This window comes from Salinirubrum litoreum (assembly GCF_020567425.1).
GTDB lineage: Archaea > Halobacteriota > Halobacteria > Halobacteriales > Haloferacaceae > Salinirubrum > Salinirubrum litoreum.
The window spans coordinates 112,929-137,904 of sequence record NZ_JAJCVJ010000002.1; the positions used below are offsets into that span (position 1 = coordinate 112,929).

General features: G+C 67.9%; 23 protein-coding genes and 1 tRNA gene. 17 read left to right on the plus strand and 7 right to left on the minus strand.

The features are described from left to right. Nucleotides 1–43: 43 nt before the first annotated feature. Entirely contained in the window at nucleotides 44–844 is an 801-nt protein-coding gene (locus LI337_RS09220; protein ID WP_227229556.1) for an ABC transporter permease subunit, read from the plus strand. 77 nt (nucleotides 845–921) lie between these two features. On the opposite strand, the gene LI337_RS09225 is transcribed toward LI337_RS09220, so the two are convergent. Then, a complete protein-coding gene (locus LI337_RS09225; protein WP_227229557.1) occupies nucleotides 922–2,103 on the minus strand; it encodes a site-2 protease family protein in 1,182 nt (393 codons plus the stop codon). 52 nt (nucleotides 2,104–2,155) lie between these two features. Between LI337_RS09225 and LI337_RS09230 the strand changes: the two genes are divergently transcribed. After that, a complete protein-coding gene (locus tag LI337_RS09230; protein ID WP_227229558.1) occupies nucleotides 2,156–2,551 on the plus strand; it encodes a cupin domain-containing protein in 396 nt (131 codons plus the stop codon). Between the two features lie 28 nt (nucleotides 2,552–2,579). Here the strand turns inward: LI337_RS09230 and LI337_RS09235 are convergent, their stop codons facing one another. Continuing rightward, nucleotides 2,580–2,768 (minus strand): DUF8106 domain-containing protein, encoded by a 189-nt coding sequence (locus LI337_RS09235; protein ID WP_227229559.1) that lies wholly within the window; start codon nucleotides 2,766–2,768, stop codon nucleotides 2,580–2,582. A 227-nt stretch (nucleotides 2,769–2,995) separates the two neighbouring features. Between LI337_RS09235 and LI337_RS09240 the strand changes: the two genes are divergently transcribed. The 4 genes from LI337_RS09240 (at nucleotide 2,996) to LI337_RS09255 (ending at nucleotide 10,125) form a co-directional block, all read left to right on the plus strand. Continuing rightward, on the plus strand, nucleotides 2,996–5,056 hold the full coding sequence (locus LI337_RS09240; RefSeq protein WP_227229560.1) for a DEAD/DEAH box helicase: 2,061 nt from the start codon (nucleotides 2,996–2,998) through the stop codon (nucleotides 5,054–5,056). A gap of 103 nt (nucleotides 5,057–5,159) precedes the next feature. Next, nucleotides 5,160–7,019: an SLC13 family permease gene (locus LI337_RS09245; RefSeq protein ID WP_345777746.1), complete on the plus strand. Its 1,860-nt coding sequence runs from the start codon at nucleotides 5,160–5,162 to the stop codon at nucleotides 7,017–7,019. A 143-nt stretch (nucleotides 7,020–7,162) separates the two neighbouring features. Further along, a tRNA-Pro gene (locus tag LI337_RS09250) sits at nucleotides 7,163–7,235 on the plus strand. A 154-nt stretch (nucleotides 7,236–7,389) separates the two neighbouring features. After that, a complete protein-coding gene (locus tag LI337_RS09255; protein ID WP_227229561.1) occupies nucleotides 7,390–10,125 on the plus strand; it encodes a S8 family peptidase in 2,736 nt (911 codons plus the stop codon). Nucleotides 10,126–10,282: 157 nt separating this feature from the next. Here the strand turns inward: LI337_RS09255 and LI337_RS09260 are convergent, their stop codons facing one another. After that, the gene (locus LI337_RS09260) at nucleotides 10,283–10,801 is read right to left on the minus strand and encodes a high-potential iron-sulfur protein (RefSeq protein ID WP_227229562.1); all 519 of its coding nucleotides are present in this window, start codon (nucleotides 10,799–10,801) and stop codon (nucleotides 10,283–10,285) included. 222 nt (nucleotides 10,802–11,023) lie between these two features. On the opposite strand from LI337_RS09260, the gene LI337_RS09265 reads away from it, so the two are divergent. Then, complete coding sequence (locus LI337_RS09265; protein WP_227229563.1) at nucleotides 11,024–11,476, plus strand: PaaI family thioesterase; 453 nt, start codon at nucleotides 11,024–11,026, stop codon at nucleotides 11,474–11,476. A gap of 167 nt (nucleotides 11,477–11,643) precedes the next feature. Next, complete coding sequence (locus LI337_RS09270; protein WP_227229564.1) at nucleotides 11,644–11,805, plus strand: DUF7563 family protein; 162 nt, start codon at nucleotides 11,644–11,646, stop codon at nucleotides 11,803–11,805. 99 nt (nucleotides 11,806–11,904) lie between these two features. Here LI337_RS09270 and LI337_RS09275 read toward each other — a convergent pair whose 3' ends face one another. Further along, entirely contained in the window at nucleotides 11,905–12,516 is a 612-nt protein-coding gene (locus LI337_RS09275) for a metal-dependent hydrolase (protein ID WP_227229565.1), read from the minus strand. Between the two features lie 176 nt (nucleotides 12,517–12,692). On the opposite strand from LI337_RS09275, the gene LI337_RS09280 reads away from it, so the two are divergent. The 3 genes from LI337_RS09280 (at nucleotide 12,693) to LI337_RS09290 (ending at nucleotide 14,681) form a co-directional block, all read left to right on the plus strand. Continuing rightward, on the plus strand, nucleotides 12,693–13,325 hold the full coding sequence (locus tag LI337_RS09280; protein ID WP_227229566.1) for a DUF2238 domain-containing protein: 633 nt from the start codon (nucleotides 12,693–12,695) through the stop codon (nucleotides 13,323–13,325). A gap of 106 nt (nucleotides 13,326–13,431) precedes the next feature. Next, the gene (locus LI337_RS09285) at nucleotides 13,432–14,097 is read left to right on the plus strand and encodes a potassium channel family protein (protein ID WP_227229567.1); all 666 of its coding nucleotides are present in this window, start codon (nucleotides 13,432–13,434) and stop codon (nucleotides 14,095–14,097) included. 65 nt (nucleotides 14,098–14,162) lie between these two features. Then, a complete protein-coding gene (locus LI337_RS09290) occupies nucleotides 14,163–14,681 on the plus strand; it encodes a peptidylprolyl isomerase (protein WP_227229568.1) in 519 nt (172 codons plus the stop codon). Between the two features lie 67 nt (nucleotides 14,682–14,748). Here the strand turns inward: LI337_RS09290 and LI337_RS09295 are convergent, their stop codons facing one another. The 3 genes from LI337_RS09295 to LI337_RS09305 all read right to left on the minus strand — a co-directional run bounded on the left by LI337_RS09295 (nucleotide 14,749) and on the right by LI337_RS09305 (nucleotide 17,654). Then, entirely contained in the window at nucleotides 14,749–15,027 is a 279-nt protein-coding gene (locus tag LI337_RS09295) for a ubiquitin-like small modifier protein 1 (RefSeq protein WP_227229569.1), read from the minus strand. A gap of 66 nt (nucleotides 15,028–15,093) precedes the next feature. Then, nucleotides 15,094–16,362 (minus strand): DUF8167 domain-containing protein, encoded by a 1,269-nt coding sequence (locus LI337_RS09300; protein ID WP_227229570.1) that lies wholly within the window; start codon nucleotides 16,360–16,362, stop codon nucleotides 15,094–15,096. Continuing rightward, nucleotides 16,359–17,654 carry a potassium channel family protein gene (locus tag LI337_RS09305; protein ID WP_227229571.1) on the minus strand — a complete coding sequence of 432 codons (1,296 nt, stop codon included), beginning with the start codon at nucleotides 17,652–17,654 and terminating at the stop codon, nucleotides 16,359–16,361. Before LI337_RS09305 ends, LI337_RS09300 begins: the two co-directional genes overlap by 4 nt. A 259-nt stretch (nucleotides 17,655–17,913) precedes the next feature. Between LI337_RS09305 and LI337_RS09310 the strand changes: the two genes are divergently transcribed. The 6 genes from LI337_RS09310 (at nucleotide 17,914) to argC (ending at nucleotide 24,954) form a co-directional block, all read left to right on the plus strand. Continuing rightward, a complete protein-coding gene (locus LI337_RS09310) occupies nucleotides 17,914–19,083 on the plus strand; it encodes an NAD-binding protein (RefSeq protein WP_227229572.1) in 1,170 nt (389 codons plus the stop codon). A 730-nt stretch (nucleotides 19,084–19,813) separates the two neighbouring features. Continuing rightward, nucleotides 19,814–21,079: an argininosuccinate synthase gene (locus LI337_RS09315; protein ID WP_227229573.1), complete on the plus strand. Its 1,266-nt coding sequence runs from the start codon at nucleotides 19,814–19,816 to the stop codon at nucleotides 21,077–21,079. Next, entirely contained in the window at nucleotides 21,080–22,579 is a 1,500-nt protein-coding gene (argH, locus tag LI337_RS09320; RefSeq protein ID WP_227229574.1) for an argininosuccinate lyase, read from the plus strand. A 296-nt stretch (nucleotides 22,580–22,875) separates the two neighbouring features. Continuing rightward, nucleotides 22,876–23,046, plus strand: a complete 171-nt coding sequence (gene lysW, locus LI337_RS09325) for a lysine biosynthesis protein LysW (protein ID WP_227229575.1) — start codon at nucleotides 22,876–22,878, stop codon at nucleotides 23,044–23,046. Nucleotide 23,047: 1 nt separating this feature from the next. Then, nucleotides 23,048–23,920, plus strand: a complete 873-nt coding sequence (gene lysX / locus LI337_RS09330; protein WP_227229576.1) for a lysine biosynthesis protein LysX — start codon at nucleotides 23,048–23,050, stop codon at nucleotides 23,918–23,920. Further along, nucleotides 23,917–24,954 carry an N-acetyl-gamma-glutamyl-phosphate reductase gene (gene argC, locus LI337_RS09335; protein ID WP_227229577.1) on the plus strand — a complete coding sequence of 346 codons (1,038 nt, stop codon included), beginning with the start codon at nucleotides 23,917–23,919 and terminating at the stop codon, nucleotides 24,952–24,954. Before lysX ends, argC begins: the two co-directional genes overlap by 4 nt. Nucleotides 24,955–24,976: the final 22 nt, after the last annotated feature.

The window sequence follows — 24,976 nt, forward strand, 5'->3', positions numbered from 1 at the left end:
CGGGCGTCTGTCACCGGGCGGGCGTCCACCGGGAGGTGAACAGATGCTCGAAGTGACGAGCTTCGAGTCCCGCCAACGCGTGCGCGGCATCTTCCTGCTGACGGCCGCACTCGGCGCGCTGATCGTGCTGACGATGGCCGTCTTCCCCTCTATCGAGAGCGCCGGCGTCGATCTGGACGCCTACCTGGAGAGCCTGCCGCCGGAGGCCCGCCGGGCGTTCGTCGGCAACGTCACGTCGATCACGACCATCGAGGGGTATCTCGTCTCGCAACTGTACCAGTTCGGCTGGCTCCTCATCCTCGGCGTCTACTTCGCGTACACCGCCGCCTCGTCGGTGGCGAAGGAGGTCGAACGCACCTCGATCGACCTGCTGCTGGCCGCGCCGGTCTCCCGCACCCGGATCGTCGTCGGGAAGTTCCTCGCGCTGGTGCCGACCGTGATCGCGGTCAACGCCTTGACCTTCGTGTTGATCTGGGCCAGTGTCGCGTTCCTCGGCGAGGAAGTCGCACTCGTCGATCTGATCGCGGTGCACGTCGTCTCCATCCCGTACCTGCTCGCGTGTGCCGCACTCGGTCTCGTGGCATCCGTCTCCTTCGACACCGCCCGCCGGGCACAGACGGTCGGGATCGGCGCGGTGTTCGGCACGTTCCTCCTCGACTCGCTGACGTTCGACACCGACTACGAGTGGCTGGGCGATCTGGCGTTCGCGCGGTACTACGACCCCGGCGAGATTCTCGTCGAGGGGACGATCGACTGGACCGGCGTGGCGGTCCTGCTGGCCGCGACGGTCGCCCTGGTGATCGTCGCCGCAGAACTGTTCGAGCGCCGCGAGATCAGTGGCTGAGCGGTGCGAGAGAGACGACGAGAGACGCAGTGTGCGACGGAAGGAGAAGCGACGAGAGACGCAGTGTGCGAGAGCGGTTACTGCGACCGAATTCGGCCCGGCGACCCCATCGGTTCGTCGGAGCCGAGCGACCGGAACGACCCGCCGGACTGGATGATGTTGAACGCGGTCATCAGGTCCGACCGCGAGACGAGTCCGACCATCGCGCCGGTCTCGTCCACGACCGGGAGGCGACCGACGCCGGTCTGTTGCATCGTCCGGAGCGCGTCCATGGCCTCACCCTCGACCGGCACGGTCGCCAACTCGCCGGCGGGCGTCATCACGTCCTCGACCCGGTAGGCGTCGCGTTCGACCTCTGGGACCGACCGCGCGTCCTCGAGTGTCACCATCCCGGCCAACTGGCCGTTCTGGAGCACGGGGTAGCCCGTGTGTCGCTCGACGAACATCCGGTCGATCAACTCCGCGACCGAGGTGTCCCGCTCGACCGTGTGGAGGTCCTCGCGGGCGGTCATGATGTCCCGGATCGAGACGCCCTCGAAGGCCGCCTTCAACACCGTCTGCTGGGCCTCGCCGGAGGCACCCATGTAGATGAAGAACGCCAGCGCGATCAGGAAGATGTTGGTGAACAGGCCGTAGATCCCGAGCAAGAAGGCGAAGACCTTCCCGACCTCGGCGGCGATCTTCGTCGCCTGCGCGTGGGGGCGGGTCCGGGCGAGCAGCGCACGCAGGACGCGCCCGCCGTCCATCGGGAACCCCGGGAGCATGTTGAACACCGCCAGCGCGACGTTCGTCAGCGCGAGGTAGCCGAGCACGAACTGGATCGACGCCCCGCCCGGAATCGTCGTGAACGCGACCCACGAGATGACGCCGAGCGCGACCGAGACGATCGGGCCGGCGATCGCGATCAACAGTTCCTGTTTCCAGTCTTCGGGGATCTCGGTGAACCGAGCCACCCCGCCGAACAGCCACAGCGTGATCGACTCGATCTCGTAGCCGTAGCGCATCGCCACCAGCGAGTGGCCGAACTCGTGGAGCAGGACCCCGGCGAAGAGTCCCAGCGCGGAGACGATGCCCAGCACGAGCGGATCGGTCCCGGAGAGCGCGGTCGGGTCGATGCTCGCGCCGAAGCCGTTGAGTATCTCGACCCACTGGCCGACCTGTGCGCTGATGAGCCAGGCGAACAGCGGGAGAATCAGTAAGAACGTGAGGTCCAACTTGATCGGGATGCCGAACGCACTACCGATCCGGAAGCTTCGCATACTCCGCCGTAGGGTGGCCGGGTTCTTAAGGCCGTGCCCCGTACCGCCGTCGATGAGCGACCCAGAGCACGCGACCGACAGTCCGCGCCCGGTCGTCAAGCACGCCGAGGAGATCGACTACGCGACGGTCGACGCCGCGGACGGCCTCTCGAAGGGCGTCCTCCTGGACGAGACAGACGGCGCACCGCACTTCGCGCTGCGGCGGTTCGTTCTCGCGCCCGGCAGCGAGGTACCGCGCCACACCAACGAGGTCGAACACGAACAGTACGTCCTCGACGGCGAGTACGTGGTCGGCATCGGCGACGAGGAGTACACCGTCTCGGCTGGCGATTCACTGCTGATTCCGGCGGGTGTCGTCCACTGGTACCGAAACGATGGCGACGAAGAAGGCGCGTTCCTCTGTGCGGTGCCGAACGGCGACGACGCCATCGAACTGGTCGAAGGGTGACGGTTCAGGCCGGTCGGGGAGTGACGGTTCAGGCCGGTCGCCGCGCGATCTCGCCGTCACACACTGGACAGATGGAGACACGAACCGTCCCCTCGACGGTCGGTTCGAGGTGTGTCTGCCAGTCGCCGTCGAGGTGGCTCTCGTGACCGCAGTCCGGACAGATCAGCAACGTCTTCGGGGGGCCGTCGTCCGTGGTGGGAGGGCGTGATCTGGACACGTGGAGGAATAGCGGTTCGCGGTACTAAAACCTGGCGTGAATACGGATATTGAGTCATTAGATACCATAGTCTGTCAGAATATACTGGTTGTTCATTCGATTCTCCGTGCGAGTCGGTCCCGTGGTGTGTCGTCCCGTGACCGGCGCGGCGGCGACGCTCGGGTCGTCTGGCCGCCGACCGTCCCGCCATCGCATCGCTGAAATACCCCGTTCGCGTAGAACTCGACGTGTCACAGCAGGTCGCGCAGGTCGATACGCTGTTCATCCACGGGTTGCGGGACGACTACCTCGTCTCGGTCGTGCGCGACGGCGACCGGGTGTTCCGGGCCGTCCTCGAACTGAAGGAGACCGACGCCGGGCCGCGTCCAGCGAAGTTCCGGATCAAGCGTGGCTCGACCGAGGAACCGCGCAGTCCCGACCAGTTCGTCGAGATCGCTCGCCGAGCGAACCGCATCCGCATCTCCGAGCAGACTCGCCCCGCCGGCAGACAGGAGATCAAGGAGATGCTCGACGGCTACCAACTGGAGGCGGTCGTCGTCCGGACCTGCCGATACTGCGCACAGGAGGGGCGCTACTCGCCGATCACCGACGACACGGCGATCAAGTCCGACCGCGACCACATCTGCCCGGACTGTGCGATCCGCGAGTTGGAACGCGAGTTGTCGTTCGCCGGGTCGGGCGGCCTGACCGGGGCCGCACAGGACCGACTCGAAGAACTGATGCTCGAAGTGCAGGACTTAGACCGGATCACGAACCTGCTCGAGGGGAACCTCGATCCGGACCTGACGAAGTTCGACGAGATCTCCGCGACCGTCGAGGACGTGAACCCTTACCCGACGAGCGACCTCGACCTCCACCCGAAACTCAAATCGCTCGTCACCGACCGGTTCGACACCCTGCTTCCCGTGCAGAGTCTCTCGGTCAGAAACGGCCTGCTGGACGGCGACGACCAACTCGTGGTGTCCGCCACTGCGACCGGCAAGACGCTCGTCGGCGAGTTGGCGGGTATCGACCGCGCGCTGAGAGGCGAGGGGAAACTGCTCTTCCTCGTCCCGCTGGTCGCGCTGGCGAACCAGAAACACGAGGACTTTCAGGATCGGTACGGCCACCTCGTCGACGTGACCATCCGGGTCGGCGCGAGTCGCATCAACGACGACGGCGCGTCGTTCGACCCGAACGCGGACGTCATCGTCGGCACCTACGAGGGCATCGACCACGCCCTGCGGACGGGCAAGAACCTCGGCGACGTCGGGACGGTCGTCATCGACGAGGTCCACACGCTGAAAGAAGACGAACGCGGCCACCGACTCGACGGGCTGATCTCGCGGCTGAAACACTACAGCGAGACGCGCCAGTCGCGCGTGGACTCCTTCGACGGGACGCAGTGGGTCTATCTCTCGGCGACGGTCGGCAACCCGGAGTGGCTGGCGAAGCGACTGCGAGCGACGCTCATCGAGTTCGAGGAGCGCCCGGTCCCCATCGAGCGCCACGTCACCTTCGCCGACGGCCAGGAGAAGCCGAACATCGAGAACAAACTGGTCAAACGGGAGTTCGACCGCGAGTCCTCGAAGGGGTACCGCGGGCAGACGATCATCTTCACCAACTCCCGGCGGCGCTGTCACGAGATCAGTCGGAAACTGGAGTACGCCTCCGCGCCGTACCACGCCGGCCTCGACTACGGCCGCCGGAAGCGCGTCGAACGACAGTTCGGCAACCAGGATCTGGCGGCGGTCGTCACCACGGCGGCACTCGCGGCCGGGGTCGACTTCCCCGCCTCGCAGGTCATCTTCGACACCCTCGCCATGGGCATCGAGTGGCTCTCGGTCCAGGAGTTCGAGCAGATGCTCGGCCGTGCGGGGCGGCCGGACTACCACGACCGGGGTGTCGTCTACATGCTCGTCGAACCGGACTGCTCGTACCACAACTCGATGGAGATGACCGAAGACGAGGTGGCGTTCAAGCTCCTGAAAGGCGAGATGGAGGACGTCCAGACGGTGTACGACGAGTCCTCGGCCGTGGAGGAGACGCTGGCGAACCTCGTCGTCGCTGGCAAGCGCGCGAAACGACTGAACGACCGGATGCTCGGCGAGATTCCGACGAAACACGCCATCGGGAAACTACTGGAGTGGGGCTTCATCGAGGGCTTCGAGCCGACCCCGCTGGGCCGGGCGGTGTGTCGGCACTTCCTCGCGCCGGACGAGGCGTTTCTCATGCTCGACGGCATCCGGAAGGGCCAGTCGCCGTACGACATCGTCGCCGAGATGGAACTGCACGACGACGATCTGTGACGACTCTGCACGACGACGATCTGTGACGACTCTGCACGACGACGATCTGTAACTACCGACCGCAACCCCGCACGCTTTTGCCCGGTGAGACTGTCGTTCGACCGTGGTCGCAGTCACTCCCAGCATCGCTTTCGTCTCCCTGTTGATCCTCCTCGCGCTGGTCGCGTTCGCCACCGAACCGGTGCCGGTGGACATCACGGCACTCGGGGTCATGGTCGCGCTGCTGGTCGTCGAACCGGTGACGCGACAACTGGTCGCAGTCGGCCTCTTTTCCACGCCCATCGTCGTCTTCAGCGACCCGACCGCCCAGGGACTGTCGGGCTTCGCCAACGCGGCGACGCTCACCGTGCTGGCGATGTTCGTCCTCAGCGAGGGCGTCCAGCGCACCGGGATCATCCAACTGCTGGGCGCGAAGATCTCGGAGATCACCGAGGACGACGAGACGCGACAACTCGGCGCGACGATCGGCGTCGTCGCGCCCATCTCGGGGTTCATCAACAACACCGCCGCCGTCGCCATCCTCCTCCCGATGGTGACCGACCTCGCGGAACGCGGCGGCACCTCGCCCTCGAAACTCCTGCTCCCGCTGTCGTACGCGTCGATGTTCGGCGGGATGCTCACGCTGATCGGTACCTCGACGAACATCCTCGCCAGCGAACTGTCGGCGGATCTCCTGGGGCGACCGTTCGGGATGTTCGAGTTCACGGCGCTCGGCGTCGTGGTGTCCGTGGTCGGCGTCGTCTACCTGATGACGGTCGGCCGGCGGATCACCCCCGAACGAATCAAACCGCAGGTCGACCTGACCGAGGAGTTCGAGATGGGCAACTACCTGACCGAGGTCGTCGTCCGGGAGGACTCCCCGCTCGTCGGTCAGCGCGTCGGTCCCGCCCTCTCGGAGACGGAGTTCGACGTGGACCTGCTCCAACTGATCCGCGGCGACCGGGTGTTCCTCGAACCGCTCGGGCCGAAGGAGATTCAGGCGGGCGACGTGTTCGCGCTCCGGACCGACCGCGACACGCTCGTCGAACTGCTCGACGTGGAGGGACTGGATCTCCTGCCGGTCCGGGTCGACGAGGCCGAGTTGGAGGTCGCCGACGAGGGGCAGAACCTCGTCGAGGTCGTCGTCGCACCGGGAGCCTCGCTGGTCGGGGAGTCGCTCACCTCGGTCCGATTCCGCCAGCGCTACGACGCCACGGTGCTCGCGCTCCGGCGCGGCGGGGAACTGATCCGCCGACGCATGGACAACATCCGGCTCCGCGTCGGCGACACCCTGCTCGTGCAGGCGACCGAGGGGAGCATCGAACGCCTCGACGCGAACCGCGACTTCATCGTCGCCCAGCGCGTCGAACGCCGGGATTTCCGCCGGTCGCGCATCTTCGTCGCCATCGGGATCGTCGTCGCGGTGGTCGGCCTCGCGGCGCTGAACGTCATGCCCATCGTCGTCTCCGCGCTCGCCGGGGGGCTGGCGATGGTGCTCACTGGCTGTCTGAAACCCGGCGAGGTGTACGACGCGGTCCAGTGGGACGTCATCTTCCTCCTCGCCGGCGTCATCCCGCTCGGCATCGCCATGCAGGAGACCGGCGCGGCCGCACTCGTCGCGGAGTTCGTGGTCGCCAGCGCCGCCTCGCTCCCGCTCGTCGCCGTGCTGGGGCTGTTCTACGTCGTCACCGCGCTCCTGACGAACATCATCAGCAACAACGCGAGCGTCGTGTTGATGATCCCGGTCGCGGTGGAGGCGGCCCGCGACCCGGCGGTCGGGGCCGACCCGTTCTCGTTCATCATGGCGGTGACGTTCGCCGCCTCGACCGCGTTCATGACGCCGGTCGGCTACCAGACGAACCTGTTCGTCTACGGGCCCGGCGGGTATCGGTTCACGGACTACCTACGCGTGGGTGCGCCGCTCCAACTGGTGTTCGCTATCGTGACGACGCTCGGCATCATGGTGTTCTTCCCGCCGGTGTGACGGGTGAGAAGCGTCTGAGGGCCACTTCCGGTCGGCGTCGCAGAGACGCTCGGTGCCCTGTCTCGCGTGCCACTGTGTTCCAGTGACACCCCGGTCGACAGAACGAAACGCTTTACATCCGACTCGGCGGAAGGTGTAGACGCGGGACCGTGGGTTAGCTTGGTATACTTCGGGCCTTGGGTGCCCGTGACCCCGGTTCAAATCCGGGCGGTCCCATCTCTCTGCCGACGTCACCGACGACGGACAGCGGTCGCTCCCAGTCTCCGCGTTCGGCCCCCTCTCGTGGCGATCAGATTTAGCCGCGTCCGGGTCGACAGAATCCATCCGGCAACTACGTTCAAGCCTCGATAGCGCGTAATCCATGCCGGCTATGAGTGGTGTAAAGCAGACACACATCGAGAAGACGTATCGCCCGCGCGTCGTGGTCAAGTTCACAGACGACGTCCGCGTCCCCGGCGAGGGCGACATCGCCGAGTACCTCCAGGAGGCCGAGGTCGGCCCGGTGATGGAACTCACCGAGGGCTTCCCCGGCATCGAGTTCGGCCGGCTGTTCGCCAGCCTCGCACCCGACGAGTTGGACGAACTCGTGAAGCACGCGACAGAGCGCGACAGAACCTACCGACCGCCGAACTTCCGGACGTTCTTCGCCGTCACCTGCCCGCCGGGTGTCGATCCCGACGAGGTACAGGAGCGCATCGCCGAGTGGCGGAGCGTCGAGTACAGCTACGTCGAGGGCGGACCGACCCCGCCCCCCGCAGTGTCGGCGTCGGACGATCCACGCTGGCCGGATCAGGGGTACCTCGACCCGGCACCGGACGGCATCGACGCCGAGTACGCCTGGACCGTCGCCGGCGGTGACGGACAGGGCGTCGGCTTCGTCGACCTCGAACGCGGCTGGACGTTCGACCACGAGGATCTGACCGGCGCGAGCGTCTCGCTGATCTCCGGGGTGAACAAGGACTTCCACGGCCACGGCACTGCCGTCCTCGGCGAGGTGTCGGCGGTGGACAACAGCCTCGGCTGTGTCGGCACGACGCCCGCCCTCGGGTCGGTCCGGGCCGTCTCGCAGTGGCGGACGAACTCGACGTACGACACCGCCGACGCGATCACGTCGGCCATCGCGGTGATGGACTTCGGCGACGTCCTCCTGCTCGAAGCACAGACCTCACAGCCGGGGTACGGCTACCTCCCGGTCGAGGTCGAGAACGGGACCTTCGAGGCGATCAGACTCGCTACCGCCCTCGGCATCGTCGTCGTCGAGGCGGCCGGCAACGGGAGCGAGGACCTCGACGCCTACACGACGGTCGGCGGCGACTCGATCCTGAACCGGGGGAGCGCGGACTTCCGCGACTCGGGCGCGATCATGGTCGGCGCGGGGAGCGCGACCGCCCCGCACAGCCGACTCGGGTTCTCGAACTTCGGGAGCCGGATCGACTGCTACGGTTGGGGCGAGAGCGTCAACACGACCGGCGACGGCTGGACCGGCACCGGCACGACGACCTACACCGCCTCCTTCGGCGGTACGTCGGGCGCTTCGCCGATCGTCTCCGGGGCGGCCCTCTCCGTACAGGGGATGGCCGAACAGGCGCTCGGCTACCGGTTCAGCCCGCGGCAACTCCGGTCGATCCTCGCCGACCCGGCCAACGGGACCCAGTCTGCGACCCCGGCCAGCGACGAGATCGGCGTGATGCCCGATCTGCGCACCATCGCCACGGCGGTCCTGAACACGACACCGGACGTCTACATCCGCGACTTCGTCGGCGACACCGGCGACCCGCACTCGGGGAGCATCTCGGCGAGTCCGGACGTCATCCTGCGCCCGACGCAGGTCCCGAACCCACAGGCCGAGTTCGGCGAGGGGAGCCTCGGCGAGAACAGCGCGACCCTCGGCTTCGAGGCGGTCGCCGGACAGGACAACTACGTCTACGTCCGCCTCCAGAACCGGGGCGGCGCACCGGCCCAGAACGTCACCGCGACGGTCTACTGGTCGCCGGTCGCCACGCTCGTCACGCCCGACCTGTGGACGCTGGTCGGCACGACCACGGCGACCGCGACTCCCACGCCGACGGAGGTCTCGGCCGGCGAGGTGCTGACGGTGATGGAGCCGATCACGTGGGACGCGGGCGAGATTCCCGGCGCGGGCCACTACTGTTTCGTCGCGCTGATCGGCAGTGACGGCGACCCCCAGCCGACCCCGGCGGACTTCACCGACTGGAGCAACTTCCAGACGTACATCCGCGACAACAACAACGTGACGTGGCGGAACTTCAACGTCGTCAGCAGTGTCCCGCCCGCCGGTGGACGCTTCGTCGCGCTCCCCTTTATCGCACCCGGTGCGCCCGACGCCGCCCGGCCGATGCAGTTGGAGGTGCAGGCACGCCTGCCCGACGGCGCACGCGCGTTCCTCGAACTCCCGCAGTACGTCGTCGAGAAACTCGACGAGTATCCGAACCACCGCGAGGAGTTGGAGGGCATCGAGATGCCCGAGGGCGAGGCGGTCGCGTACATCCCGATGAACCCACACGGGCGGCGTCTGCTGGACGCCATCCCGTTCCCGGCGAAGTCGCGGACCGAGATGCGCCTGCTCGTCCACGTCCCCGAAGCCGACCGCGAGAACACCTACCAGGTCGCCGTCCGGCAACTGTTCGAGGAGCGTGAGGTCGGCAGAGTCACGTGGCAACTGACACCTCCGGAGCAGATCGAGGGCGGAAAGGCGGCCCGCGACCCGGCCAGACTCCCGGTGATCTACGTCGAAGGGATCGGCATGGTCGGGGAGGCACGCCTCCGAACCGAGGGGATCGAGACGGTCGGCGATCTCTCGATGGCCGACCCGAGCGAGGTGGCCGACTGCCTCGACGTGTCGACGGAGCGCGCCGCCGGCTTCGTCGAGATGGCCCGGATCATGACCTTCGGGGCGGATCGCCAGACGGCGGAACTGCTCGTCTCGGCGGACGTCGAAGCGGACGACGTCGCCGGGATGACCGCAGCCGAGATTCACGAGACGCTGGCGAAGGCGCTCGACGCGCGACTCGCGCCGGTGCCGATCGGCTACGACCACGAGACGGTCGACGCCGACGCACTGATCGCGGCCGCGAAACAGGCCTGAACCATCGTGAATCGGGGCTGAACCACCGCGAAGCGGGCCTGAACCACCGCGAAGCGGGCCTGAACCGCCGCGAAACGGATCCGGGTCGACGCGGTCGGGTCGCTACCCGCCGTGTTCGACGCCGTGTCACTCAATCCGTCGACGTCCCGGCCGCGTCCTAGTTCGTGTCCGCGTCGTCGCCCTCCCCCTCCTCGTCCTCGTCGTGTTCCTCCTCGGCCGACTCCCACAGCGCACACCAGTCCTCGCCGCCGATGTAGCCCTCGACGCGCACGCACGCACCGTATCCGTCGCCGTTCTTGTCGGTGATGAACTCGTGACAGTTCGCGCAGGTCTGGCCTTCGGGAGCCTCGGCGACTTCGTTGGCCTCGCCGAAGTTGACCGCGCTCTTGGCGACCAACTGGTTCGGGTCGCGTCGCTCCCCACCGATCGAGGTGGCGGTGCGGTACACCTCCGGCACCGGTCCCTCGCGGAACTGCCGCTCTGAGACGCCCTCGGGGAGTTCCTCGTCGTCCTCGCCGTCTGCGGCGGGCGCACCGAGACACCCCGCGACGCCGACCGTCCCGACCAGCGCGGTCGCCGTGGCCGTTCGGAGGAACCGCCGCCGAGAGCCGGGTCCTCCCCCGGAAGCGAGTCGCCGACTGGTGTCTCGTCGTCCGGCGTCGTTCTGTTGTTTCATAGTAGGACGTAATCGGCCGGGTAGCAAGAATTGCCGACAGTGATATTCAGGTCCCCGGAGTCGATCTCCGGCGTCGGCACGAGTACGTTCGTGCCGGGGCGCTCTCCCGGCCGTAGCGGCGGGGCACCGCGTCTCTGCGCGTCACGCCCGTCCCGGTGGACGCGGGCGAGAGTCCCGGACGCGACCGGTGGCTACAAACCGACGACGGTCGACACGATCGGTATGAGCGACGACGAGGAGTTCCCACCCGGGGTCGCCGAGGTCATCCGCGAGGCGGTCGAGAACCAGCACGGCTACCTCTCGTGGCTGAACACGAGCGTCGACGACATCGACTGGGGCCGCTGTGTGCTGACGGTGCCGTTCGACGACAAACTGACGAACACCCAGGAGCCACCGACGATGCACGGCGGCATCGCCGCGACGCTGATCGACACCGCCGGCGGACTGGCGCTCCGGACGACACTGGACGAGTTCGACGGCGGCGTGGCGACGGTCAACCTCAACGTCAACTACCTCCTGCCCGCGTCGGGAGACCTGACGGCGACCGCCGAGGTCGTCCGCTCCGGGTCGACGATCGGCGTCAGCGACATCCTCGTCGAGAGTCCGACGCCGGACGGCGAACAGGCGCGCGAGACGGTCGCGGTCGGCCAGGGTGCCTACCGACTGTTCCGGTAGCCGAGCCGAGAGTTTCGGGCGGTAAGGCGTCGTGTTCTCGGCGCTGGCGCTCGATTTCGAGTCGACTCGGCGGTGTCGGCCGAACGGTGGTAAGCAGCGGTTACGCGGTCGGTAACGGCTCCATAGTTAGGATGCCTTCCTGAGTGCTCTCAGGTGAGGTAATTCCAATGCAACAGTGTCAGAACTGCGGAAGCTTCGTCTCGGCACACTTCGCCCGCGTCTTCGGGGACAACGACGACCAGGTCTGGGCCTGTCTCGACTGCACCACGGGGACCGACATCCTCAGTGGTGGCGCAGTGTACGGCGCGGACTCGGCCACCGCAGAGTGAGTCGTCCGTCTCCACGGCCGCCGCCCTAGGCCCGGCCGGCCGACACGGACACACTCGGCGAGTGGCGACACTCGTCTGTACGCGGGACCGTCGAGTCGGTCACTGCAACCCGTCGAGGAACCGATCCGGGACGTGGTCGATCACGCCGGAGGGGAGCACGGCGACGAGACGCTCCGCCACCCGAACCAGCGGCTTCCGGAGGAGGACGTACACCGCCGAGATGCCGAGTGCGGCCAGCACGCCCTCCCGAACCGGCGACTCGAAGACGACCAGCGACGGGACCGCCAGCACGCCCGCCAGGGCGAGGTCCTCGGGCGCGCCGTCGTACCGGATCCAGCGTCGAGGCGCGATCCACCGCCGGCGGACGTGGTCGTACACCGCACGCTCGGACCGACCCTGCCACGGCTTCAGTTCGAGGCCGCCGCCAGCCACGTCCATCACCGAGTGGAGCGCGGCCGCCGACAGGAAGACCGCGACGGTGACGGTCTCGGGCGTGCCCAACAGGCCGGCGACGGCCACCGAGACGACCGCGAACACCGAGTAGAGCACGGGGTAGTGGAGCGTCTTCCGGTGGCCCGCGTACAGGTCGAAGTCGGGGAACAGCCCACCGAGTGCGCCGGCGAGAACGACCGCGAGTCCCGCCTCCGGGGCGACGAACAGGGCGAGGAGGGCGAGCACGACCCCAGCGAGGGCGTGCGTGGTTGCCATCATGTGTCCCCTCGTAGGAAACAGATCGTGAAAACGGTGTCGTGTGTACTGCTGACAGTCGGCCCGGTCGGCGGGAGACGACGGCTCGGCCGCCGAATCGACAGGTCGACACCGGGACGGTGACTCGTGTGCGCCGGTCCGGCGCTACCGTTTACCGGCCGGAGCGCGTACACCGACTCATGGCCCAGTGGCTTCGTCGGGCCGACCTCGGTGTGCTCGCGGGCCGAGCGATGCAGAGCGTGATCGCGGTGATCCTCGTCGTCGGACTGTGGGAGCGCAGCATCGCGGTCGTCGTCAACGCGAGTCTCGCGCTGGCGATCACGTTTCTCCCGGCGCTCCTCCGGCGGGACTGGGACGTGCACCTCGGCACCGGGCTGACGCTGTGGATGACGCTCGCGGTCCTGCTTCACACGGTCGGGATGTTGGGGTTCTACGTCTCCGTCTCGTGGTGGGACCACGTGACCCACACGCTCTCGGCGACGGTCGTCGCCAGCGTCGGCTACGCGACCGCCCGTGCGGTCGACGAGTACAGCGACGCCATCTACCTCCCGTCGCGCTTCCTGTTCGTCTACATCCTGCTGTTCACGATGGCGTTCGGTGTCCTCTGGGAGGTGCTGGAGTTCAGTGCCCGGTTCGTCACCGACCTGGTCGGTGTCGAGGCGGTGTTGATCCAGTTCAGCGTCGAGGACACCATCGTCGACCTGATCTTCGACTTCGTCGGTGCGGTGCTGGTCGCACTGTTCGGGACGCCGCGACTCCAGTCGCTCGTCACCTCGCTGACGGAGCGACTGGACCGGGTCAGCACCGGGTGAGTCGCGCCGAGAGACGCGTCGGTGACGGCCGTGACCACCGGATCGTCGGACCGCAGGCGGGCGATCCGACGCCTACCTTTTTGTGCCGGGTGCCGTATGGGTGACCATGCGATTCGTTATCGTCGGGTACGGTCGTGTCGGCGCACGCACCGCCCGCATTCTGAAGGAAGAGGGACACGATCTCGTCCTCGTCGAGACCGACCGGGACAAGGTCGAACGCGCCCGCGACGCCGGCTTCGAGGTGGTCGACGGCGACGGGAGTACCGAGTCGGTCCTCGAACAGGCCGGCATCGCCGAGGCGGACGCCCTCGGCGGACTGACGGGCGATCCGAACGTCAACTTCGCGGCGTGTATGATCGCCAAGGAGCACGGCTGTCGGACGGTCCTCCGGATCGACGAAGACTACCGCGAGGAGATCTACGAACGCTACGCCGAGGACGTCGACGAGATCGTCTACCCCGAGCGACTCGGCGCGGCGGGCGCGAAGACCGCACTGCTGGGCGGGAACTTCAACGCGATCGGCGATCTGACCGAACGCCTCCAACTGTCGACGGTGACGATCCCCCAGGGTTCGCCGGTCGTCGGCAAACGCGTCTCCGAGATCGACCTCCCGCAGACGGCCCGCATCTACGCCCACGGTCGCGCCCGTGAACCGATGACGATCCCGCTGCCGGGGACGACCGTGGAGGCCGGCGACCAGGTCGCGCTGATCTCCGAGCGCGAGTCGTTGACCGCAGTCGAGGCGGCACTGGTCGGCGAGCAGGCGGGCTGAGGGGTCGGGTGGGAGCGGGGTCTCGTCCCAGCAGTGTTTTCAGGTGGGGGGTCCTTGGACCGGGTATGTCGAACCCGACAGCCACGCTCCACACCAACTTCGGCGACATCGAGGTCGAACTGTTCCAGGACCGCGCGCCCAGCACGGTCGACAACTTCGTCGGCCTCGCGACCGGCGCGAAGTCGTGGACCGACCCGGAGACCGACGAGCAGATCGACGGCGAACCGCTGTACGACGACGTCCCCTTCCACCGGATCATCGAGGGGTTCATGATCCAGGGCGGCGACCCGACCGGCACCGGTCGCGGCGGTCCGGGCTACACCTTCGACGACGAGTTCCACGACGAACTCACCCACGACTCGGCGGGCAAACTGTCGATGGCGAACCGCGGCCCGGACACGAACGGCTCGCAGTTCTTCATCACGCTGGACGCCCAGCCACACCTCGACGGCCGCCACGCGGTCTTCGGCGAGGTCATCGACGGGATGGACGTGGTGCGTGAGATCGGTAACCTCGACACCGACGGCGACGACCGCCCACGAGAAGACGTGCTCCTCGAGTCCGTCGACGTTCACTACGACTGATCGGTCCGGCTCGGTTCGCTTCTGCGACCTCGTCTCGGTCGTTCACGCCCGACGAGCGGCGTCCCTCTCACCCGCCCGAGACCGGCGGGAACAGCGCGAGTTCGTCGCCCTCCGACAGCTCTGTCGCCAGCCCGTCTGCGTCGGTGAAGACGTCGCCGCCGTTGTGGAGGAGGTTGACGTGCTCGACCAGTTCGTCGTCCGCGTCCAGCACGCGGTCGGCGAGCGCGGGGTGATCCGACAGCAGGGCGTCGAGCGCGTCGCCGACCGTGGCTCCCGGTTCGACCGCGACCGGAACCTCGCGGTCGCCGGCGGCCTCCGCGAGGTCGGCGAACAACTTCCAGTGCATACCGACTCTCGACTCGCGGGCGACAAGAGAATTGCGTCCGGCGGGCGGGGGCGGAACGTCTCCCGATCAGTCCGCACTGCCGACGATAGTCACCTCGCTAGCCTGCCCCTCCAGTTTGCGGAGCAGGTCCGGCCGAGCGATGACGTACAGCGTGTCGCCGGCCGCGACCGCCCGGCTCCGACCCGGAATCGCCTCGACGGTGCCACCGTCCGGCCGCACCGCCGCGACCGACACCGCGAGGTCGCCGAGGTGCCGGCCGACCAGTCCACTCCCCTCGGCGACCGTGACGACACCCATCGTCTCGTCGGCCGCGCGGAGCAGGCCCGCGAACTCCCGGTCCGCCTGTGGCTCTGCCGGGAGCGTGACGAGTCGATACTGATCGTCGCTCGTCAGTTTTCCCGCGTCCGCCTCGTCGACGACCAGCGTCGCCGTGTCGTCGGCCGTCGCCCGGAGTTCGCCGGTGGCGAGTCGCTTCGGTTCCGGCGTCGTCGTCCACACCTGCACCACGTCGCCGGCGCTGGCCGCAGTCGGGGGGTCCGCCCGAACCGCGACCGCGACCGCGCCGGCGGGGAGCGTCGGCCCGAGCCCTGCGGCCCGAGAGCCGACCGCGAGATACGAGACGGTGCCGTCGGCGTCCACGTCGAGGTCGACGTGACCGACGCCGTAGTCGTCCGCGAGTCGCGTGACGAGTCGCTGGCGGAGATCCGCCACCGAGAGCCGACGCGGGAACAGGAGCGTCTTCCCGGCCATCGACTCCTTCACCTCCGGGGCGACCGGGTCGTACCCCTCCATGTCCTCGATCTCCTCGGGGAGTTCGACCGGCGTGACGCGCCCGACCGTGCGGACGATTCTGCTGACCTCCGCGTCGAGTTGTTTCGCGCCGGAGACCGCGAAGAGATCGGTGGCGAGGCGGTCGCCGCCGCGTCGACCGACCGGCGCGATCAAGACCGCGACGCCGAGTGCGACGACGTTGAACAGCACCGCTCCGGGTTCGAAGATGTCGCCACCCTGGTCGACGATGACGGTGTTCAGCAGGCCGACCGTGTTGAGGTAGGTGCCGACCGTGCCGACGCCGAGCAGGAGCGACAGGCCGAGTTGGATACGCTCGCGGGTGTACCACCGGTAGAGGAGCGCCGTGAGGCCGGTGACCGCGAGGACGCCGAGCGAGTACCCGGCGAGTTGGAGTAGTGCCTCTCGGAGGGGTGCGTCGAGTCCGAACGTCGGCACCGACACCTGTGCCGGCGGCGCGGGGGCGACCTCGCTCGTGGGCGGCGCGGGGGCGACCTCACTCGTGAGCGTCACGGTGACGGCGACGAGCGCCGAGGCGAGACTCACGCCACCACCTCCTCGAACCGCGCGAGTTCGTCGCGGGTCCCGACCGCAAAGAGGTCGTCGCCCGCGTGGAGTTCCGTGCTCCCCTCGGGTGCGAGTTTCCACCCGCCGGTCCCGCTCGGCTGGCGAACCGCGAGGACCGCCACGCCGTAGGTGTCTCTGACGCTGGCCTCGCCGAGTGTCGTCCCGTCGAGTGCTCCACCCTCTCGAACGGTCAACCGGCGGAACCGCCGGCCGGCACGGCGCAACAGCGAGACGAGTTCGAACTCCCGGCGGACGCCACGGGAGCGCACGACGAGTCGGTCCGGGTCGGCCGACAGCAGCGCAGTGGCGTCCGCCCGGTCGACCGCGAGTGTGACGCGGCTCTCGCCGCCCGCCGCAGTCGGTGTCGGACGCGGCGGGGTCGGCAGGTCGTCGCCGCCGTCGGTCGCCGTGGCCGAGTCCGTCGCGGCGTCCGCGTCGGCAGTGGCCGTCGGTGCGGCTTTGACTCCGAGAACCGTCGCCTCGAACGCTCTCGCCTCCGAGTCGGTCGTTTCGGCGTCAGTGGCCTCGCCGGCGGGTACCGCGGAGTCGGCGTCGCCGGCGGCGACCGTCACCTCGTCGCCGGGTGCGAGACCGGTCGGGACGAGCGTCGTGAGCGAGACGGCACGCTCGCCGGAGGGCACGCGCTTCGAGAGTGCACCGAGCGGCGGGGCCGCCGCGACCTCGGCGCGGGCGCGTTCGTCCAGTCGAACCGAGACCGCAGAGAGGTCGTGGTCGGTCCGGAGGCGGTCGGCCACGCGCGTCTCCAGTTCCGAGAGGGGCACGTCGGCCGGGAACGTCCACGTCGCCTCGCGGATTGTCGTCCGGAGGTCGACCGGGAGCGGCGGGTAGCCTTCCACGTCGGCCACCTCGCCGGTGACGCGGACCCGGACCTGCCCTCTGCCACCGACGAGTTCGACCACGTCGGTCGAGAGGGTGCGTTCCGTGAGTTGCCGAAGCGAGACGCGCTTCGGCAGATTCGCGCCGAGTTTGTCCCCCTGTGCGTGGGCGTACAGCGTGATGGCGAAGACGACCAGCACTGCGACCGCGACACGGGCCGGTGCCTGTGTGACGTTCTGGTCGATCAGTCCCAGGAGGCCGCCGTTGACGCCCGCGATGGCGACGCCGAGGACGACGACCGCGAAGCCCGGAATCGTGATGCCGGTGAAGTACCGGAAGCCGAAACCGAGAGTCCACGCCACGACTGCGGGGACGATACCGGTGAGGAGGCCGAGGTAGAGTCCGAGGAGCACCTCGAACGGGAGTGCTGCCATTTGCCGGTCTGTCGTGTCGGTGGCATAAACGTCTACCGTCGTGGGACATCGGTGCCGGTGCCGGTTCCGGTGTCGGTGTCGGCGGCAGGGGAGCGTCGGCGTGCCGTCGGTTCGGTGCCGAGAGCGCGTTCTGTGCGTCGGTCACAGGGAGTGTCTCTGTGTCAGTCACGTGGAGTGCCGACTGCGTCGTCGTAAGGAGTGCCTCTCGTGTCGGACCGGTGTCCGGTGGTTTAAGTGATCGGTCGTCGTCAGACGTGGTATGCGCTGGCGCGAGTGGACGAGTGGGCACGCGGCGGTGGTGTTGTCGTTCGCGGTGGCGGTGCTGTCGGTCGTCACCGGCATCGCCAACATCGGGACGACGACGGTCGCGTTCGGGCCGCTTTCGGCGTACGTCCCCGAGTTCGTCCGGACGACGGCAGGGTTCACCGGGACGCTGACCGGCTTTCTGATGCTGGTCAGTGCCTTCGGCCTGCGTCGCGGACTGCGGGCCGCGTGGACCTCGACGATGGTCCTCCTGCCGGTGACGGCCGGCCAGGGTCTGTTGCAGTCGAGTGAACTGTCCTTCCCGCTGGTCGGCCTGTCTGCCGTGAACCTCCTCGTGTTGGGGGCCAACCGGCGGCGGTTCGACCGCGAGATGGACCTCTCGGCGACCCAGATGGCGTCGATTCTGGCCATCGCGGGCGCACAGATATACGGCACGGCGGGAGCCTACGCCCTGCGCGAGCAGTTCTCGGGGATGGACTCGCTGACGGACGCGTTCTACTTCGCCCTGGTGACGGGGAGTACGGTCGGCTACGGCGACATCACCCCGCAGACCGACGTGGCGCGACTGTTCGGGATGTCGGCACTGCTGGTGACGGTCTCCTCGTTCGCGGTGGCGCTGGGGGTCCTGCTGACGCCGGCCATCGAAGCCAGACTGACGAAAGCACTCGGACGCATGACAGAGACACAACTCGACCTGCTGGAGGACCACGTGCTGGTCCTCGGCTACGGCGATCTGACGGAACCGATTCTGGAAGAACTGGGGCTGAACGCGGCGGACTACCTCGTGGTGACGCCGGACGCCGACAAGGCCCGAATGCTGTCGGAGCGGGACATCGACGTCCTCACGGCCGATCCGAGCGACGAGGAGACGCTTCGCCGGGCGAGCGTCGAGGACGCCCGCGCGGTCGTCGTGGCGACGGTCAACGACGCGGAGGACGCACTGGCGATTCTGACGGCCCGACAGTTGAACCCGGAGATTCGCATCGTCGCGGCCGCGAACCAGACCGAGAACGTCCAGAAACTGAAGCGGGCCGGTGCGAACACGGTCATCTCGCCGGCGACGATCGGTGGGAAGTTGCTGGTGCGCTCGGCGCTCGGTGAGGCCGGGACCGAGGAGGCGGCCGAGGAGTTGGTGCAGGAAGACGACTCGTATATCGAGGAGTGAGGTTACGATTCGGGTCGATGCTGTCGAGAGGCTCTTCTCTGGTGGACTGCGGTAGATTACGACCGTGATCGGAACGGCGTGGTAGATTGCGACCGCAACTGCACTGCAGACCGCGACAACGACAGCACCACAGACCGCGACAGCACCAGCATCGCTACTCGTGCTAGCGCACCGACGAGACGACCGCGACCGCAACAGCACAGCAACCGCGACAACATCCGCACCGCAGACCGCGACAGCATCCGCACCCGCACCAGCACCGCTACTCAATCTAGCGCGGCTACCAGCGGAACCGCGACAGCACAGCACCGCAACCGCCAGCCCGAGGGAAGCGCGCAGTGGAGTCCCGGAGTCGAGAGACCGGGGGCTTTCACCCCTTGCTGTCGCCGACCGACTCGACTGAGTTGCCGCCGGCAGAGCCAGCAGAATTCACTTCTCCCGACACACCCGAGTCCTATCCGTCCACCTCGTAATCCTTGCCTCCCCGAAAGAGTTTAATACCCTCCTCGACCCACGTCTACCTGATGAGAGGGACTCGCGCAACCGTCACGACCACCATTCTCCGACGAGTCCCGCGACCGGCCCGCTAGGGCCACCACTACTTCACTTCCGACCTGCGTCGCTCGCCGCCTCGAAACTTCACATCTTTCGGTTAGATTCCACTCTATCATTTTCTTTCAAAATTAAAAGCAGAGGATTAAAGTACGATCCCGGACTGACAGTCGAGTACATGACACGCGTGGCACTCGCGTTCTCGGGCGGACTCGACACGACAGTCTGCGTCCCCCTGCTCGAAGAGGAGTACGGCTACGACGAAGTGATCGGCGTCACGGTCGACGTCGGCCAACCGAAGAAGGAGTTCGCCGAGGCCGAGGAGACGGCCGAGGCCCTCGGACTCGAACACTACGTCGTGGACGCACGAGACGAGTTCGCCCAGCAGTGCCTCGACTCCGTGCGCGCCAACGCGACCTACCAGGGCTACCCGCTCGGCACCGCGCTGGCGCGCCCGGTCATCGCCGAGAAGATTCTCGACGTGGCGAAGGAGAACGGCTGTACCGGCATCGCCCACGGCTGTACCGGGAAGGGCAACGACCAGTTGCGCTTCGAGGCCGTCTGGCGTGCCTCCGATCTGGAGGTCATCGCGCCCGTGCGTGAACTCGGTCTCACCCGGAAGTGGGAGATGGAGTACGCCGAGGAGAAGGACCTGCCCGTCGAGGGCGGCAACGAGGGCGTCTGGTCCATCGACACGAACCTCTGGTCGCGCTCCATCGAGGGCGGGAACCTCGAAGATCCGAGCTACGTCCCGCCGGAGGACATCTACGACTGGACCGCCGACCCCGCCGAGGCGACCGAGACGGAACTGATCGAGATCGAGTTCGAGGACGGCTACCCGGTCGCGGTCGACGGCGAGGAGATGCCCGCCGTCCAGATGATCGAGTACCTGAACGAGAAAGCGGGCGCACACGGCGTCGGCCGCACCGACATGATGGAAGACCGGATGCTCGGGCTGAAGGTCCGCGAGAACTACGAGCACCCGGCCGCGACGACCCTGCTCAACGCCCACGAGTCGCTCGAAGGCCTCGTCCTCACGAAGGAGGAACGCGACTTCAAGACGACCGTGGACGACGAGTGGGCACAGAAGGGCTACGAGGGCCTCGTGGACGCGCCGCTGATGAACGCGCTGAACGCCTTCGTCGACGAGACCCAGCAGAAGGTGACCGGCACGGTGACGATCAAGTTCGAGGGTGGCCAGGCCCGCCCGGTCGGCAGAGACAGCGACTACGCCGTCTACTCCGAGTCGGCCGCGTCGTTCAACACCGAGACCGTGGACGGGATCGAACAGAACGACGCGACCGGCGTGGCGAAGTACCACGGCTTCCAGTCGCGCCTCGCCAACGCGGTCTCGGCGAAGGTCGAGAAACCCGAACTCGCTACCGACGGCGCGGGCGAGACGGCAGACGCGACCGACACGACAGACGACACCACGGACCAGTAGATGACGGAGGACGCCGACGACGCCGACGCGGGGAACACCGGGACAGAGAGCGGCGCGTCGGCCGTCCGCCGGGACCGCTTCAGCGGCGGGCCCGCCCGCGACTTCCTCTCCAGTCTCGCGGCCGACGAGCGCATCTTCGCGGCCGACCTCGCGGTCGACCGCGCACACGTGGTGATGCTCGCCGAGCAGGGTATCGTCGGCGACGACGAGGCGGCCGAGATTCTCGACGCGCTCGAATCGGTCGCGGACGCCGGCCACGCCGCCCTGCCCGACGGCGAGGACGTCCACGAGGCCATCGAGACGGGCGTCATCGACCGCATCGGCCCGACCGGCGGGAAGATGCACACGGCCCGGTCGCGCAACGACGAGGTGGCGACCTGCCTGCGGTACCGCCTGCGCGCGGACCTGCTGGACGCCGTCGAGGCGACCCTCGCCCTGCGCGAGGCGCTGGTCGAGACAGCCGCCGAGCACGTCGATACCGTGATGCCGGGCTACACCCACCTCCAGCCGGCCCAGCCGACGACGCTGGGGCACTACCTGCTCTCGTACGAGCAGGCGGTCGCCCGCGACACGGCGCGCCTGCTGGACGCCTACGAGCGCGTGAACCGGTCGCCGCTCGGTGCTGCGGCCTTCGCGGGCACGCCTTTCGACGTGGACAGAGAGCGCGTCGCCGACCTGCTCGGCTTCGATGCGGTGGTCGACAACTCGATGGACGCGGTGTCGGCGCGGGACTTCCTCGCCGAGTCGACGGCGGCGCTGGCGACAGCCGCCGTGACGGTCTCGGGACTGGCGGAGGACCTGATCGTCTTCGCCAACAAGGGCTACGTCGACCTCTCGGACGACTACGCCTCCACGTCGTCGATCATGCCCCAGAAGAAGAACCCCGACACGCTGGAACTGGCCCGTGCAGTCGCGGGCGACGCGGTCGGCGACCTGACGGGCCTGTTGACGACGCTGAAGGGACTGCCCCGGGCGTACAACCGCGACCTCCAGCGCGCTCACGACCACACCTTCGCGGTCGTGGACGACGTGACGGCGGCGCTGGACGTGGCGGGCGGGGCGGTCGCCACGGCCGACTGGAACGCCGACCTGCTGGCCGCCGAGGCGGCGAGTGGGTTCTCGACGGCGACCGGCGTCGCGGACCTGCTGGCGATGGCGGGACTCCCGTTCCGGACCGCCCACGAGATCGTCGCCGCGGCGGCCGAGACGGCAGCGGGCGACACACCCGACCTCGCAACACTTGACGCGGCCGCAGAGACGGTGATAGGTGAGTCCCTCTTCGACCACGTGAGCGAGTCACGTGTCCACGCGGCGCTCGACCCCGTCGAGAGCGTCGCGTCCCGCGACTCGGTCGGCGGTCCCGCACCGGCGGTGGTCGCCGACGCACTCGATTCCGCCGAGGCCGGCATCGACACCGATGCCCGTGTCGTCGACGCGACCCGGACCGCGCTGGCGGAGGCCGCGGAGACGCTGGAGGCGGAGGTGGCGCAGTATGCGTGAGCCACGGACCCAGTGGAGCGCTCGCCGGGACGCGCCGGCGACGCCGCCACGACCACGGCCGGTCCCACTGCCGCCGCCGTCCCCGCGTGCAGGGCCACGAACGCGGGGGCCCGCAGGGGTCGCGCCCCTGCCGCCGTCCCCGCCCGGGGACAACTAACATATGAAATCTGATATTGGATTTCCACGACGCGGCTGTTCGACGTTTTTGGGCGCTTAGACGAGTCTCTGTGTAAGTTAACTTCCCTGATACTTTCGATGGGTTTATGTACGTCAGCGGGGTAGGGTGGAGTACACACATGACGGAAGCAGACTGCGTCGAGTGCGGGGCGGAAGTGTCCCTGCACGACGACCTCGAAGTCGGAGAGATCATCGACTGTGGCACCTGCGGTGCGGAGCTGGAGGTCATCGACGTGAACCCGCCAGTCCTCGACCGAGCCCCGGAGCTCGAAGAGGACTGGGGGGAGTAAGTTGCAGGTCGGTATCCTCTACTCCCGGATCCGCAAGGACGAGAAGCTCCTGCTCTTGGAACTGCGCGACCGGGGGCACGACGTGACGAAGATCGACGTGCGCAAACACCAGTTCGGTCTCGACGGGACGACCGCACCCATCGAGGGACTCGACCTCGTGGTCGACCGCTGTCTCTCCACGAGCCGGAGCCTCTACGCGACCCGGTTCCTCGACAGCTACGGCGTCACGGTCGTCAACAGCCCCGAGACCGCGAAGGTCTGTGCCGACAAGGCCGAGAACAGCCTCGCCTTGGCGGACGCGGGCGTGCCGACGCCCGAGACCGAGGTGAGCTTCACGAAGGAGGCCGCGATGGAGTCGATCGAGAACTTCGGCTACCCCTGCGTCCTCAAGCCGGTCGTCGGCTCGTGGGGTCGCCTGATGGCGAAGATCGACTCCCGTTCTGCGGCAGAAGCGATCCTCGAGCACAAGGCGACGCTCGGCCACTACGAGCACAAGGTGTTCTACGTCCAGGAGTTCGTCGACAAGCCCGGCCGCGACATCCGCGTGCTGGCGACCGACGGCGAACCCGTGGCGGCGATGGTCCGCTCCTCGGACCACTGGCTGACGAACGCCGCGAAGGGGGCCGAGACGGCCGCCTTCGAGTTGGACGACGAGGCCCGCGAACTCGTCGAACGCGCGAGCGAGGCGGTCGGTGGCGGCCTGCTCGGCGTCGACCTCATGGAGACCGGTGACTCCTACACCGTCCACGAGGTGAACCACACGGTCGAGTTCAAGGCGCTGAACGAGGCGGTCGGCGAGAGCGTCGACGTGCCCGCCGCGGTGGTCGACTGGCTGGAGACGAAGGCCGACGCGGAGGTGACGGCGACCGCATGACGCTCGAAGCCAGCGTCGTCGGCGGTTCGGGCTTCACGGGCGGGGAACTGCTCCGCCTGCTGTCGGGTCACCCCGAGTTCGCGGTCACACAGGCCACGAGCAGGAGCTACGACGGCAAGACGGTCGGGTCGGTCCACCCCAACCTCAGAGGGCTGGACCTGCGCTTTTCGGACCCCACCGACCTCGATTCGGTGGACGTGCTGTTCGCCGCGACACCCCACGGCGTCTCGATGGAACAGATCGACGAATTCGAGGACGCCGCGGACACCGTGGTCGACCTCTCGGCGGACTTCCGCCTCTCGCAGGAGTCGCAGTACGACGAGTGGTACGACGGGCACGTCTGTCCCGAGTACCTCGAGAAGTCCGAGTACGCACTCCCCGAGATCAACCGCGAGAACCTGCCCGGTGCAGACCTGATCGCGGCCGGTGGCTGTAACGCCACCGCGACGATTCTCGGCCTCAAGCCGCTGTTCGACGCGGACATCCTCTCCGGCGACGAGCAGGTCGTCGTCGACGTGAAGGTCGGCTCCTCGGAGGGCGGCGCGGGCGGCGGGGAGGCGTCCAGTCACCCCGAACGCTCCGGCATCGTCCGCCCCTACGCGCCGACCGGCCACCGCCACGAGGCGGAGATTGAGGAGTTCCTCGGCCTCTCCGTCTCCTTCACGGTCCACGCGGTGGACATGACGCGCGGCGCGGCGGCCACCTGCCACGTCTTCCCGGACGGCCCCGTCTCGAAGGGCGACCTCTGGGGCGCGTACCGCGAGAGCTACGAGGACGAACCGTTCATGCGCATGGTCGCCGGCGGCAGCGGCGTCTACCGCTACCCCGAACCGAAGGCAGTCGCGGGGTCCAACTTCGGCGAGGTCGGCTTCGAGGTCGACCCCGGCAACAAGCGACTCGTGGTCTTCTCGGCCATCGACAACATGATGAAAGGCTCGGCCGGCCAGGCGGTCCACGCCGCGAACGTCGCCCTCGGCTTCGAGGAGACCGCCGGACTGGACTTCGCCGGCCTGCATCCCGTGGGGGCACCCTGAGATGCGCGACACTGGAGTCGAA

What these genes read in the sequence shown, in the direction of transcription:
- LI337_RS09315 (WP_227229573.1), top strand. Translation starts at nt 19,814, where the DNA reads ATGACACGCGTGGCACTCGCGTTCTCGGGCGGACTCGACACGACAGTC.
- LI337_RS09260 (WP_227229562.1), bottom strand. Translation starts at nt 10,801, where the DNA reads ATGAAACAACAGAACGACGCCGGACGACGAGACACCAGTCGGCGACTC.
- LI337_RS09275 (WP_227229565.1), bottom strand. Translation starts at nt 12,516, where the DNA reads ATGATGGCAACCACGCACGCCCTCGCTGGGGTCGTGCTCGCCCTCCTC.
- argH (WP_227229574.1), top strand. Translation starts at nt 21,080, where the DNA reads ATGACGGAGGACGCCGACGACGCCGACGCGGGGAACACCGGGACAGAG.
- LI337_RS09310 (WP_227229572.1), top strand. Translation starts at nt 17,914, where the DNA reads ATGCGCTGGCGCGAGTGGACGAGTGGGCACGCGGCGGTGGTGTTGTCG.
- LI337_RS09255 (WP_227229561.1), top strand. Translation starts at nt 7,390, where the DNA reads ATGAGTGGTGTAAAGCAGACACACATCGAGAAGACGTATCGCCCGCGC.
- LI337_RS09220 (WP_227229556.1), top strand. Translation starts at nt 44, where the DNA reads ATGCTCGAAGTGACGAGCTTCGAGTCCCGCCAACGCGTGCGCGGCATC.
- argC (WP_227229577.1), top strand. Translation starts at nt 23,917, where the DNA reads ATGACGCTCGAAGCCAGCGTCGTCGGCGGTTCGGGCTTCACGGGCGGG.
- LI337_RS09285 (WP_227229567.1), top strand. Translation starts at nt 13,432, where the DNA reads ATGCGATTCGTTATCGTCGGGTACGGTCGTGTCGGCGCACGCACCGCC.
- lysW (WP_227229575.1), top strand. Translation starts at nt 22,876, where the DNA reads ATGACGGAAGCAGACTGCGTCGAGTGCGGGGCGGAAGTGTCCCTGCAC.
- LI337_RS09280 (WP_227229566.1), top strand. Translation starts at nt 12,693, where the DNA reads ATGGCCCAGTGGCTTCGTCGGGCCGACCTCGGTGTGCTCGCGGGCCGA.
- LI337_RS09230 (WP_227229558.1), top strand. Translation starts at nt 2,156, where the DNA reads ATGAGCGACCCAGAGCACGCGACCGACAGTCCGCGCCCGGTCGTCAAG.
- LI337_RS09290 (WP_227229568.1), top strand. Translation starts at nt 14,163, where the DNA reads ATGTCGAACCCGACAGCCACGCTCCACACCAACTTCGGCGACATCGAG.
- LI337_RS09305 (WP_227229571.1), bottom strand. Translation starts at nt 17,654, where the DNA reads ATGGCAGCACTCCCGTTCGAGGTGCTCCTCGGACTCTACCTCGGCCTC.
- LI337_RS09270 (WP_227229564.1), top strand. Translation starts at nt 11,644, where the DNA reads ATGCAACAGTGTCAGAACTGCGGAAGCTTCGTCTCGGCACACTTCGCC.
- LI337_RS09265 (WP_227229563.1), top strand. Translation starts at nt 11,024, where the DNA reads ATGAGCGACGACGAGGAGTTCCCACCCGGGGTCGCCGAGGTCATCCGC.
- LI337_RS09225 (WP_227229557.1), bottom strand. Translation starts at nt 2,103, where the DNA reads ATGCGAAGCTTCCGGATCGGTAGTGCGTTCGGCATCCCGATCAAGTTG.
- LI337_RS09295 (WP_227229569.1), bottom strand. Translation starts at nt 15,027, where the DNA reads ATGCACTGGAAGTTGTTCGCCGACCTCGCGGAGGCCGCCGGCGACCGC.